Genomic DNA, 12,960 nt, shown 5'->3' with positions numbered 1-12,960 from the left:
GTTGTTAGCCTTTCAACATGTCCAATAATCGCTCCATGAACGCCTGTCCGGCCTCAAACTGGGCAACCGTCAGGTATTCGTTGGGCTGATGCGCCTGTGCGATGTCGCCCGGTCCGCAAATCACGGCTGAATACCCGGCGTTCTGAAAGTGCCCTGCCTCGGTGCCATAGCTGACAACACGGGCGGCATTGTCACCGGTTAGACGGCGCACGATCATCTCGGCCTCACCATCCGTTTCCGGGGTCAAAGCAGGCACACCAAAGAATTCTTCCAGCGCGATATGTGCGCTGGGTTGCACGGCTTGCATCTCGGCTTCAACCTCAGACACGCGCGCTTTGAAGCGATCTTTCCAGTCTTGCGAGCTGTCGCCCGGGACAAAGCGAAAATCGAGGCCGAACTTACAGTCCAGAGCGGTGATGTTATGCGCGGTCCCACCGCCAATCTGCCCCACGTGTAACGTGGTCCAAGGGGGATCAAACACTGCATCCATCTCTGACGGCTCCGCGTCCATATTGGCGGCGTTCATCTCATTGGCCCATTCGATCAGTTTGGCGCCATACATGATCGCGTTGACGCCGGTGTGCATGATTGATGAATGCACCTCGAAACCACGCATATGCACATGGAATCCAGTGCCACCCTTGTGCCCTGTCACCGCCTGCATCATCGACGGCTCTCCGACGATCACGGCACTGGCCTTTGGCAAGATGGGGGCCATCGCCTCAATCAATGGCGGGGCGCCTGTGCAGCCGATTTCCTCATCATAACTCAGCGCAATCTGCAGGGGCCGTTTGAGATCACAATAGCGCCCCTCGACCAAAGCCCAGATCGCCAGCGCATCAAACCCTTTCATGTCGCAGGTGCCGCGGCCAAAAAGTTTGCCGTCTTTTTCGACAACCTCAAATGGGTCCGTGCCCCAGGGCTGGCCCTCAACCGGTACCACGTCGGTGTGGCCGGACATCACCACGCCGCCCTCGATCTCGGGGCCAACATGGGCAAAAATCGCCGCCTTTTCATTGTCTTCGTTATAGTGGCGGTGTGCTGAAATACCGTGGCTCGTCAGGTATTCATCCACCCATTCGATCAGCGGCAGGTTGCTGTCGTGGCTCATCGTCGGGAACGACACCAGCTTGTCGAGGATCGCGCGGGGGGTAAGGCGCTGTGGCATGTATCAGTATCCGCTATCGGTTGTCAGAATTTTGTGGCCAGGCGAGACTTCGCGATACTCACTTGGCGCCGCTTCATAGCCGATCGGGTGGATCGGAGATGGGATTGGCTTGAAGTTCAAGTCTTTCTCGGACTTGCGCTTGCGCGGGTCGGCAATAGGAACCGCCTTCATCAGGGCCTGTGTGTAGGGGTGTTGAGGATTTTCAAACACTTCGCGGCGCGGCCCGATTTCCACGATCCGCCCTAGGTACATCACGCCAACATGGTGGCTGACACGTTCGACAACGGCCATGTCATGGCTGATAAAGAGGTAACTCAGTTCCAGTTCAGCCTGCAGTTCCATCATCAGGTTCAGAACCTGCGCCTGAACCGACACGTCCAGCGCCGAAACGGCTTCGTCCGAGACGATCATCTTGGGGTTCAAGGCCAGGGCCCGCGCAATCGCGATGCGCTGACGCTGGCCGCCGGACAACTCATGGGCATAACGTTTCATGAAACTGCGCGGAAGTTCCACACGGTCAAACAACATTGCCACGCGGTCCTGCAACTCGCTCCCCTTGTGGGTGCCATAGTTACGCATGGGCTCGGCCACTTGCTCCATCAACTGCATCTGAGGATTGAGCGAGGCAAATGGATCCTGAAAGATCATCTGCATGTCTTGGCGTACAGTGTGCAGGTCTTTCTGGTTCAATTCCAAAACGTCACAGCAATCAAACTCAACATGCCCCGATTGCGGTTCAACCAGTCGTAGAATCGAGCGACCTGCCGTGGATTTCCCGCAACCAGACTCTCCAACCAGAGACAGGGTCTGTCCCTTGTTCAGAGTGAACGACACGTCCTCAACCGCGTGAACATTGGCCACGGTCCGGCGCAAGAGCCCGCCCTGAACCGGAAAGCGTGTGGTCAGGTTCCTGACTGTCAGAATTGGCTCATCAGTGCCGGGGATATCCTCGATGACCTGCCCTTCATGGCCAAACAGTTTCATAGGACGTGGCAAGTCCGAACCAGTCATCTCGCCCAGCTTTGGCACTGCTGCCAAAAGTGCTTTGGTGTAATTGTGCTTGGGATCCTCGAAAATCTGCTCAACCGGGCCTTCTTCGACCTTTTTACCGCGGAACATCACAACCACACGGTCCGCCATTTGCGCAACTACGGACATGTCATGCGTGATGAACATCACAGCCGTGCCCGTTTCGCGCTTCAATCGGTCCATCAGGGCCAGAATTTCGGCCTGAATCGTCACATCCAACGCCGTTGTCGGCTCGTCCGCGATCAAAAGTCGCGGCTCACAGGCCATCGCCATCGCGATCACGACACGCTGACGCATCCCGCCAGACAATTCATGCGGATACTGGCGCAGGCGGCGTTCCGGCTCGGGAATGCGGACCTCTCGCAAAAGATCCAAGGCACGCTTTTCGGCATCGGTTTTGGACAGCTTCTTGTGAAGACACAGACCTTCGGTCAACTGTCGTCCGACGGTAAACACAGGATTAAGAGCCGTCATTGGTTCTTGAAAGATCATTCCGATCTCATTGCCGCGAATCGTACGCATCAAATCCTGGGGGGTATCAGCGAGGTCGATGTCGTCTGCTTCCTTGCGATCAAAGATCAGCCGTCCACCTGCAATCTTTCCACCGCCAAACTCGACAAGTCGCATCAAGGACAGGCTCGACACCGACTTGCCAGAACCTGATTCTCCAACAATACAAACGGTTTCGCCCGGATTAACCTTGAATGAAACATCCTCGACGCCAACCACCGTGCCAGACTTGGTTTCAAATTCGACACGCAGGTTTTCGATAGAGGCAATCGCGTTATCCAACATCGCCCAACTTCCCCGTTTCAACTTGGTGAGACTATTGCTGGACGCTAACGACACTGCGACCCCAGTGTCAAACAAGACGCGGGATTTCAAAAAGTTGGCGTTGGGTAAAGCCGATTCAAAGGGTTGCAATTTCTGCCCCCTTGGTCTGAGATACATGCAGTCGTGAGGGGACGTCTGCTAATCTTTGCGTGTAATGCGCGTGGATACTGCCGTGTTCTTTCACATGACACCTCAATCCCGAGCGGCAGACAATGCCGTCGGATAAAGGCACGAAAGTGCTCAACAAGGAGTGAATTATGAAGATCAAGTCACTGATGCTGGGGGCCGTTGCGGCCACAGCGCTGGCCCCCGCTGCGTTTGCAGAACGCGGTGCAGATGGCCACGTTAACATCATCTACTGGCAGGCACCTTCGATCCTGAACCCGTTCCTTTCGGGCGGTACCAAGGACATCGAATCAGCCTCGCTGGTGATTGAACCGCTCGGTCGATACGACCCGAATGGCGCACTGATACCCTATCTGGCCGAAGAAATTCCGACTGTTGCCAATGGCGGTGTGTCTGAAGACCTGACCTCGATCACTTGGAAGCTGAAGTCCGGCCTGATGTGGTCCGACGGCACAGCCGTGACCTCGGCTGACGTGAAATTCACCGCTGATTACTGCATGCACCCCGAAGGTGGTTGCGCCCAGCTGGCGAAATTTGATGGTGTGGACAGCGTTGAAGTCATCGACGACCTGACCGTAAAGGTCATGTTCTCTGAGCCCAAGCCGAACCCCTATGGCCCGTTCATGGGTGGTCAGTCACCCATCATTCAAGCCGCACAGTTTGCAGATTGCCTTGGCGCCAAAGCGCCTGAGTGTACTGACGCCAACTTTGCACCCATCGGCACAGGCCCGTTCGTTGTGGACGAGTTCAAGCCGAACGATGTGATCTCGATGTCGGCCAACCCGAACTATCGTGACGCGTCCAAGCCCGCTTTTGCTACACTGACCTTCAAGGGTGGTGGTGATGCAACGGCTGCGGGTCGTGCGGTTCTTGAAACCGGCGAGTTTGACTATGCTTGGAACCTCCAGCTGGCCCCCGATGTTCTCGCCAAAATGGCCGAGGGTGGCAAAGGCACGCCAATCGCAGCCTTTGGTTCGCTGGTTGAGCGTTTGGAAATGAACCTCACCGATCCATCGCCTAATCTCGATGCGGACACCCGTGCGACCGTCAAAGCACCGCACCCGTTCCTCAGCGAACTCAATGTGCGCAAGGCGCTGTCGATGGCCATCGACCGCAATCTGCTGGTTGAAGTGGGCTATGGTCAGGCCGGTCGTCCGACCTGTAACCTGGTTCCCGGACCAGCCGTTTACGCGTCTGACAACACTGACTGTCTGACCCAAGACATCGCAGGCGCAAACGCGCTTCTGGACGAAGCTGGCTGGGCCATGGGTTCGGATGGCGTTCGTGAGAAGGACGGTGTTCGCCTGTCGATCCTGTACCAAACCTCGACCAACGCTGTACGTCAGGACTTCCAAGCTCTGATCAAACAGTGGTGGAGCGAGATCGGTGTTGAAACCGAGCTGCGTAACCTTGATGCATCGGTCTTCTTCGGTGGTGATCCCGGTTCGCCCGACACGTTCCAGAAGTTCTATGCAGACGTGGAAATGTATGCCAACAACTTCGATGGCACCGATCCTCAGGCTTATCTGTCGATGTACCGCTGCGGCAACGAGCCAAAGCCAGAATCGCAGTGGCAGGGTGAGAACATCAACCGCTTCTGTGACCCAGAGTACGACAAGCTGATCGACGAGCTGTCACGTACTTCGGATCTGGAAACGCGCTATGCGCTGTCCAAGCAGATGAACGAGATGCTCACCAAAGAGACCTATACGATCGTACCTTTGGTTGACCGTGGTCGCGTGTCGGCACACGCCAACTCGCTCGGCGGCGTGGTTCTGAATACCTGGGATTCAGAACTGTGGAACGTAGCTGACTGGCATCGCATTAAGTAAGCCAAGTTAAAAAAGCCGCCCTCGTGTCTTGCACGGGGGCGTCTTTTCCTATTTGAGGCCGCAAACCTCACGCCTAAACACTACGATAAGACTGTTCAACAAGGGCGCCGTAGATGCTGACATTCACGATCCGACGACTGATCCTTTCAGTTCCGACGCTTTTATTCATCAGCCTTATCATTTTCCTGCTGCTCGAACTCGCCCCCGGCGATCCCATGGCACAGGTTCCGCTGACTGTTCCCCCCGAAGTCAAAGCCAAGATGCGCGAAGCGCTGGGACTAGGGGAACCGATGCATATCCGATATTGGAAATGGCTGGTTCAGTTCTTCTGGATCGAACCCCAGGTGCTGTTCGACAATATGTTCGGCACCACCTTTGCCGAAGGCAAACAGCGTATCCTCAGCTGGCAGACCCGCAGCCCCGTGATGGACATGGTCGCCCAGCGTCTGCCCCAAACTCTCTGGGTTGTTGGCCTGTCTTACATCGTTGGCATCCTGATTGCCCTGCCAATTGGTATCTACTCGGCCTATCGCCAGTACTCGGTGTTCGACCAGTCGGGCACATTCATTACGATGATCGGATTCTCGATCCCACCCTTCTTTACTGGTCCCCTGTTGATCATGATATTCGCCGTCCAGTTGGGGTGGTTCCCTTCGGTCTATGACACCACCCACGTGGTGAATGACTGGGACAGCTTCGTGATACAGCTCAGGCAAATGATCATGCCGGTGATGGTTCTGGCTCTGCAAACCACCGCTCAGATCAGCCGTTTTATGCGCGCTTCGATGCTGGACAACCTTAATCAGGATTACGTCAGAACCGCGCGCGCCAAAGGCCTGCCAGAGCACATCGTGGTCATGGTGCACGTGCTGCGCAACTCGATGATCCCTGTGGTCACGGCGATTGCCCTTGGTGTTCCGGGCATCTTTGGCGGCGCCATCATCACCGAGGTGGTGTTCAAGGTGAACGGCATCGGCGCCCAGTTGCTGAGCGCCCTGTTCGCCAACGACCTGCCCAGCGTGCAGACCCTAACCTTTATGATCGCGGTGCTTATCGTGGTCTTTAACCTGATTGCAGACGTCCTCTACGGCGTTCTTGACCCGAGGATTCGCTATGACTGAGCAGGATCAAAAAATCGAAGCGCTGCAGGACGACGGCCCATTGGAGCCTCCGCACTCGCAATGGAAAGACGTGTGGCACCAGTTCCGCAAACACAAGGGCGCGTTGATCGGCGGCAGCTTTTTGTTGTTGGTCACACTTGGCGTGCTGTTGGGGGAATACATCTGGACCATCGACCCGCAAAAACTGGATATTCGAAACAAGGACGTCCGACCTCTTTACACCTTTCTCTGGGACAGCGGCGCAAAGGTTCAGTGGGCTCACCCGCTGGGCACTGATAATCTCGGACGTGACGCATTGGCCAACATGATTGTTGGCGGGCGCACCTCGATGGCTGTGGGGTGGGTCGCGATGATCCTTGCCCTGTCTATCGGTACGACTGTTGGCGTGATCGCCGGGTACTTCCGCCGCTTGGACGGCCCGCTGATGCGGTTCACCGATCTTGTATTGTCGCTGCCTATTCTGCCGTTGTTGCTGGTCGCCGTGACCCTGTTCCGCGATCCCTTACGCGCCAGTTTCGGACCCGAGACAGGTATGTTCATCCTGATTGTCGGCGTCGTGGGCATCACCAGTTGGATGCAGACCGCGCGGATTGTGCGATCCGAAGTCTTGGCCCTGAAAGAACGCGAGTTCATCCTTGCTGCACGCTCTATCGGTACCACGCCGGGTGCGATCATTCGCCGGCACCTGTTGCCCAATGTGATTTCACCGATCGTGGTTTCGGCGACGCTGGGTCTGGCTACAGCCATTATCACCGAGAGCGCCCTGTCTTTCCTTGGTGTCGGGTTCCCGCCTGACTTCCCAACCTGGGGCAAAATGCTGGCAGATTCCGTACCACGTATGGATCAATATCCAGAACGCGTTGTCTTGCCAGGCATGGCGATCTCGCTCACCGTGCTGAGCGTGAACTATCTGGGCGACGGTCTGCGCGACGCGCTGGACCCACGGATCCGGGGACGCTGAGACCACAGAAAAGACCGTGTGTCTTACCAGGCAATCCAAGGCTGGGCAGAAGTGCTCGGCCTTTTTCAATTTCCGAGACGACGATGTCGGATACCCTGGCCTTTGAGAAAGTTTTCCCAGCCAACCTTAGAGCCGGCAAGGTCAGAACACTTGAACAGATGTGAATTTGTCTTCATGTGGGAAAAAATTCCAATACGTGAGACAAAACAATGTTTGAGTCCCTTGGCTTCGAAAACATGACTGCCCCTCAGGCCACAGTGTTCTTTGCTTTAGCTCTTGGCTTGGGCTTTGGCTTTCTTGCGGAGCGTACCGGATTTTGTCTGCGCCGCGCCTTGGTCGGCACGGATCGGCGCGCGGCCTTGGGCGTCTGGCTGACAGCGCTTGCGGTGGCCCTTGTCGGCACGCAGGCCGCCGTTCAGAGCGAACTCATCAGTTTTGCAGATCATCGTTACATGGCAGCGGACCTGCCTCTGGGGGCCTTGGTTTTGGGTGGCATCCTGTTTGGCATTGGCATGGTTCTGACCCGAGGCTGTGCCTCACGCCTGACCGTTTTGAGCGGCACTGGCAACCTGCGAGCGGTGCTTGTGATGCTGATCTTTGCCTTTGTCGCCCATGCCACGCTCAAGGGTGTATTTGCCCCGGCCCGTGTGTGGCTGAACAGCTTTACCCTTCCACTCGAGAGCGCCGCCCTGCCCGGCCCTGCACTGCTCTGGACCACGCTCATTGCGGCCATCGCTGTGGCCTATGCGCTGCGCTCAGGTAACGGCGGTCTGCGTCTTGCAGGCGCGGCTCTGCTTGGCCTCTTGGTGCCGCTTGGTTGGGTTGGCACCGGGTATGTGCTTTATGACGATTTCGATCCCGTCGCCTTTGAAAGCCTCGCCTTTACCGCGCCGATGGCCGACACGTTGTTCTATGGTATCGCGTCGTCGGCCGTGCCTGCGAACTTTGGTGTGGGTCTGATCGGTGGCACGATTCTGGGCAGCCTTGTGGCAGCGCTCTTGTTCCGCAGCTTCAAATGGCAGAGCTTTGAGACTCCCGCACAGACCGGCCGTTACATTTTAGGCGGCGCGCTGATGGGTTTTGGGGGCGTGCTGGCCGGTGGCTGCACCGTGGGCGCAGGCCTGTCCGGTATCCCAACGCTCAGCATCACAGCACTGGTCGCCATTCTGTCCATCGTGGCTGGGGGCCTGATTGCGGGGCGGTTGTTTAGTGCATCCGCTTCCGAATCCGCCGCACCATCCACCAGACCAGACCTACAACCGGCAGAGTAAGCAAGGCGGTCAGATATCCCTTGGACATGCCAATTGCGCTGGCCAGAGGATAGGCCGCATAGGACGCCAGAGAGACCGCGTAGTAGCTGATCGCAACCACTGACAGTCCCTCGACAGTTTCCTGCAAGCGCAGGGCCATATCCGCACGACGGTCCATGCTTTCCAGCAATGCCTGGTTTTGCGCCGAACGCGCCACGTCCACCTTGGTCCGCAACAACTCCCCCGCCCTCATCGCGCGGTCCGCCAGCGCTTCAAGCCGTGACTTGGTCGACGCGACAGTACGCATCGCCGGATCATAGCGACGCATCATGAACTCGGAAAAAGTCTGGCGCCCATTGTATCGTTTTTCGCGCAACACCTCGACGCGTTGATTGACGATGGCTTCATAAGCGCCCGTCGCGCCAAACCGGAACGAATTCTCGGCAATCATGTTTTCCAGCTCGGCAGAGGTTTGCAGCAACTCGTCCAATGTGGCATCGGGTGGTGCATCCCCGCGCGTGATCTCGGCCATCATCCGGTTCAACCGCCCCTCGATCTCCCCCATTGGGACTGACAGTTCACGGGTGCGGGCGAAGCCTAGCATCGACATGGCTTTGTAGGTCTCGATCTCACAGAGCCGCTGGATGATACGACCGACCCGTCGCTCGCCCGTGCCCGGTGACACAAAAGCCGCCATCCGCATATGCCCCTGTGGGTTGATGCGGAAATCTGTCGCGAGCACAGCCGCATCATCCAACACTTCGGACACCGCGAGGCTTTCCGGCACAAACCAGTCATTGAGGTCCTGACGCAGGATCTGCTTTTCAGGGCGTTCTTCAACGCGGATAAGAATTGAGGTCACACGCACCCCCGGTGCCGAGACCAACCAGTCTTCGGGAAAAACCTCAAACTCGCCCGGATCGAAGGGTCGCGCGCTCAGGCCAGACGTAAAGACAGTGTAGGTCACAAATTCTGTGTGCTGTTCCCATTTGAGAGTGTGACGCCCGATTTCGCCCGAGTAATGCGTTGCACCGGGCTGTGGATGAGGTGCGCCGTGGCGGTCCAAAAGGTCTGTCAGATGCGCGAGATCTGCCGCCCGGTCGCGCCCTACGGCTTCCACAGGCTGCTTAATCGCAAGAAAGACTGCCGTGCACGGGGCATCCAGAGAGGGAAACGGGCGCGCATGCAGCTCATTGGCGAGCTTGTAGCGCAAGGGGTGGTCTTGGATCGGGGTCATCACGGTCTCCTGATGACCGCAACCTACGCCCCTTGAGTAATTTGTAAAGAAAAATGTTATATTTCAATATGTTACCGGAATACAAACGTATACAAACTATGCAAACCCTTGCAATTGAACCAAAAACCAGCGCCCGCCGCGCGCACCAGAACGTGCTTCAACAACCAGAGTCTTTGGCGCAAACGAAAAAGGCGCCCCAAGCGGAGCGCCTTTTGTTTGTTTTTGAACGTGCCTTAGCTGATCAGGTTCAGCAGGCTGTCCAGCGATTGTTTTGCGTCACCGTAGAACATGCGGGTGTTCTCTTTGAAGAACAGCGGGTTCTCGATGCCGGAGTATCCGGTACCTTGGCCGCGCTTAGAGACGAACACCTGCTTGGACTTCCAGCATTCCAGAACCGGCATGCCGGCGATGGGGCTGTTGGGATCGTCCTGTGCGGCCGGGTTCACGATGTCATTGGAGCCGATGACAATAGCCACATCCGTTTCTGGGAAGTCGTCATTGATCTCGTCCATTTCCATCACGATGTCATAAGGCACCTTGGCTTCGGCCAAGAGCACGTTCATGTGCCCCGGCAGACGGCCCGCAACAGGGTGGATCGCAAAGCGAACCTCTTTGCCCTTGGCACGCAGACGGCGGGTTAGCTCGGCCACATTCTGCTGTGCCTGAGCCACGGCCATACCGTAACCCGGAATGATGATGACGCTGTCAGCTTCTTCCAGAGCGGTCGCAACGCCTTCGGCATCGATCGCGATCTGTTCGCCTTCAACTTCCATCTGCGGTCCAGCCGTGCCGCCAAAACCACCCAGGATAACGCTGACGAACGAACGGTTCATCGCCTTACACATGATATAGCTGAGGATCGCACCGGACGAGCCCACAAGCGCACCAACCACGATCAAGAGGTCGTTGCCCAGCGAGAATCCAATCGCAGCTGCGGCCCAACCCGAATACGAGTTCAGCATCGAGACAACCACCGGCATGTCCGCTCCGCCAATCCCCATGATCAGGTGATAGCCAATAAACAATGCGGCAATGGTCAGGATCAACAGCGGCAGGAAGGCGCCCGAGTTGAGGTACCAGATCAGGCACAAAACCGAGATACCCGCAGCACTTGCGTTCAGCATGTGGCCACCGGGCAGCTTGGTCGCGTTTGACGTCACCTTGCCCGAGAGCTTGCCGTAGGCAATGACAGAACCGGTGAACGTCACCGCCCCGATCCAGATGCCAAGGCTGGCTTCAACGCGCAGGATGTTGATCTCAACGCCTTCTTTCTTGGCCAGAAGGGCTGCAAACCCATCAAGACCAGCGGCCAGTTCCTTGGACAATGGCAGCATGCCATCCGGGCTCATCGCCATGACGTTGCCCAGCTCGAAATGCGCGTTGTAACCGACGAACACAGCTGCAAGACCAACCAGTGCGTGCATCCCGGCCACAAGTTCCGGCATCTGGGTCATTTCGACCTTGGAAGCCAGTTGATAGCCGATCATGCCGCCAGCTGCGATCAGGATGATCGACAGCCACCACAGGCCCGCACCGGGGCCGATGAGCGTGGCAAAGACCGCCAACCCCATGCCCACAATGCCGTACCACACGGCGCGTTTCGCGCTTTCCTGCCCCGAAAGGCCGCCAAGCGAGAGGATGAAGAGAACAGCTGCAACAACATAGGCAGCAGTGGTAAATCCGAATTCCATGATCCCGACCCCCTTACGATTTCTGGAACATGGCGAGCATGCGCCGTGTCACGAGGAAGCCGCCAAAGATGTTGATCCCGGCCATAAAGACCGAAAGCGCGGCAAGAAGGATCACCAGGAAACTGCCCGACCCGATTTGCATCAGGGCGCCCAGAATGATGATGGATGAGATCGCGTTGGTCACCGCCATCAGCGGTGTGTGCAAAGAGTGCGCAACACCCCAAATCACCTGGAAGCCAACAAACACGGCCAACACAAACACGATAAAGTGCTGCATAAAGCTGGCAGGTGCGATCAGGCCCACGCCCAGCAAGAGAGCGCCACCAACGGCCAACAGGGTCACCTGCTGCTTGGTCTGCGCCTTGAACGCGGCCACCTCGGCGGCGCGTTTCTCTTCCGGTGTGAGTTCCGGCGCGGTTTCCTTGGGCTTGGCTGCAATCGCCGCCACTTTGGGAGGTGGTGGTGGGAAGGTGATCTCACCCTGATGGGTCACGGTCGCACCGCGGATCACGTCATCCTCCATGTCGTGATTGATCTGACCGTCTTTCTCAGGGGTCAGGTCGGTCATCATGTGACGAATGTTGGTGGCGTAAAGCGTTGAGGCCTGCGCCGCCATCCGGCTAGGGAAGTCCGTATAGCCGATGATGGTCACACCATTGTCGGTCACGATCTTCTCGTCCATGACGGTCAGCTTACAGTTGCCGCCTTTTTCCGCTGCAAGGTCGACGATCACCGACCCCGGCTTCATCGCGGCAACCATGTCTTCGGTCCACAGTTCCGGCGCTTCGCGGTTCGGAATAAGGGCCGTGGTGATCACGATGTCGACTTCAGGCGCCAGTTCGCGGAACTTGGCAAGCTGTGCTTCGCGGAACTCTGGGCTGGATACGGACGCGTATCCACCGGTCGCAGCGCCGTCTTGTTGCTCTTCTTCAAAGTCGAGATAGACAAATTCGGCCCCCATCGATTCGACCTGTTCGGCCACTTCGGGCCGCACGTCGAACGCCAGAGTGATCGCACCAAGCGATGTCGAAGTGCCAATCGCGGCCAGACCGGCAACGCCAGCACCAACCACCAGAACCTTGGCCGGCGGTACTTTACCTGCGGCCGTGATCTGCCCGGTAAAGAAGCGGCCGAAGTTGTTACCAGCTTCGATAACGGCGCGGTATCCCGCGATATTGGCCATCGACGACAGGGCGTCCATCTTCTGCGCCCGAGAGATACGTGGCACCATTTCCATGGCGATCACATTGGCGCCCTTGGCTTTGGCCGCCGCCATCCCGTCTTCGTTTCCTGCAGGGTTAAAGAACGAAATCAACGTCTTATCTTTGGTCAGACGCTTGAGCTCAGTTTCGTTTGGCTGGCGAACCTTGGCGATAATATCGACCGCTTTCCACAAAGCCGCCGGGGTCTTGATGACCTCAACACCCGCCTCTTTATAAACCGCGTCAGAAAAGCCAGCATTGGCCCCTGCACCACTTTCAATGGCGCACTCATAACCCAGTTTCATGAGCTGTTTGGCCGAGTCCGGCGTCATCGCGACCCGGTTCTCCCCGTCAAACACCTCTTTTGGTGTACCGATTTTCACGTTCCCTATCTCCCTTCAGTCAAAGAGCAAGATTGTTGCGCGCAGCGAATGCTGCGGTTGCATAATGTTTTAACGCGCCCTTTTATGCTGCACAAGCAAAGTAACGACTCCCATAGTTCGTTCTGT

At 57.1% G+C, this 12,960-nt stretch carries 9 protein-coding genes; 4 read left to right on the top strand and 5 right to left on the bottom strand.

Going from position 1 to position 12,960, the window contains the following annotated elements; translation table 11 throughout:
* Positions 1–4: 4 nt before the first annotated feature.
* Together argE and Q0932_RS04360 are read right to left on the bottom strand one after the other, a co-directional pair.
* A complete protein-coding gene (gene argE, locus Q0932_RS04365; RefSeq protein WP_299350016.1) occupies positions 5–1,168 on the bottom strand; it encodes an acetylornithine deacetylase in 1,164 nt (387 codons plus the stop codon).
* 3 nt (positions 1,169–1,171) lie between these two features.
* The gene (locus Q0932_RS04360) at positions 1,172–2,992 is read right to left on the bottom strand and encodes an ABC transporter ATP-binding protein (RefSeq protein ID WP_299350014.1); all 1,821 of its coding nucleotides are present in this window, start codon (positions 2,990–2,992) and stop codon (positions 1,172–1,174) included.
* 296 nt (positions 2,993–3,288) lie between these two features.
* Between Q0932_RS04360 and Q0932_RS04355 the strand changes: the two genes are divergently transcribed.
* The 4 genes from Q0932_RS04355 (at position 3,289) to Q0932_RS04340 (ending at position 8,342) form a co-directional block, all read left to right on the top strand.
* Positions 3,289–4,989: a peptide ABC transporter substrate-binding protein gene (locus Q0932_RS04355; protein WP_299350013.1), complete on the top strand. Its 1,701-nt coding sequence runs from the start codon at positions 3,289–3,291 to the stop codon at positions 4,987–4,989.
* Between the two features lie 113 nt (positions 4,990–5,102).
* The gene (locus Q0932_RS04350; RefSeq protein WP_299350011.1) at positions 5,103–6,110 is read left to right on the top strand and encodes an ABC transporter permease; all 1,008 of its coding nucleotides are present in this window, start codon (positions 5,103–5,105) and stop codon (positions 6,108–6,110) included.
* The gene (locus Q0932_RS04345; RefSeq protein WP_299350009.1) at positions 6,103–7,071 is read left to right on the top strand and encodes an ABC transporter permease; all 969 of its coding nucleotides are present in this window, start codon (positions 6,103–6,105) and stop codon (positions 7,069–7,071) included. The genes Q0932_RS04350 and Q0932_RS04345 overlap by 8 nt, the downstream gene beginning before the upstream one ends.
* Positions 7,072–7,280: 209 nt before the next feature.
* Complete coding sequence (locus Q0932_RS04340) at positions 7,281–8,342, top strand: YeeE/YedE family protein (protein ID WP_299350008.1); 1,062 nt, start codon at positions 7,281–7,283, stop codon at positions 8,340–8,342.
* Here the strand turns inward: Q0932_RS04340 and Q0932_RS04335 are convergent.
* The 3 genes from Q0932_RS04335 to Q0932_RS04325 all read right to left on the bottom strand — a co-directional run bounded on the left by Q0932_RS04335 (position 8,278) and on the right by Q0932_RS04325 (position 12,834).
* Entirely contained in the window at positions 8,278–9,558 is a 1,281-nt protein-coding gene (locus Q0932_RS04335) for a DUF3422 domain-containing protein (RefSeq protein ID WP_299350006.1), read from the bottom strand. The genes Q0932_RS04340 and Q0932_RS04335 overlap by 65 nt on opposite strands.
* 233 nt (positions 9,559–9,791) lie before the next feature.
* Positions 9,792–11,249 (bottom strand): NAD(P)(+) transhydrogenase (Re/Si-specific) subunit beta, encoded by a 1,458-nt coding sequence (locus Q0932_RS04330; RefSeq protein WP_299350004.1) that lies wholly within the window; start codon positions 11,247–11,249, stop codon positions 9,792–9,794.
* A 13-nt stretch (positions 11,250–11,262) separates the two neighbouring features.
* Entirely contained in the window at positions 11,263–12,834 is a 1,572-nt protein-coding gene (locus tag Q0932_RS04325; RefSeq protein WP_299350002.1) for a Re/Si-specific NAD(P)(+) transhydrogenase subunit alpha, read from the bottom strand.
* Between the last annotated feature and the right edge of the window lie 126 nt (positions 12,835–12,960).

This window comes from uncultured Shimia sp., from assembly GCF_947498095.1.
GTDB lineage: Bacteria > Pseudomonadota > Alphaproteobacteria > Rhodobacterales > Rhodobacteraceae > Shimia.
This window is presented reverse-complemented; position numbering and strand designations above follow the sequence as displayed.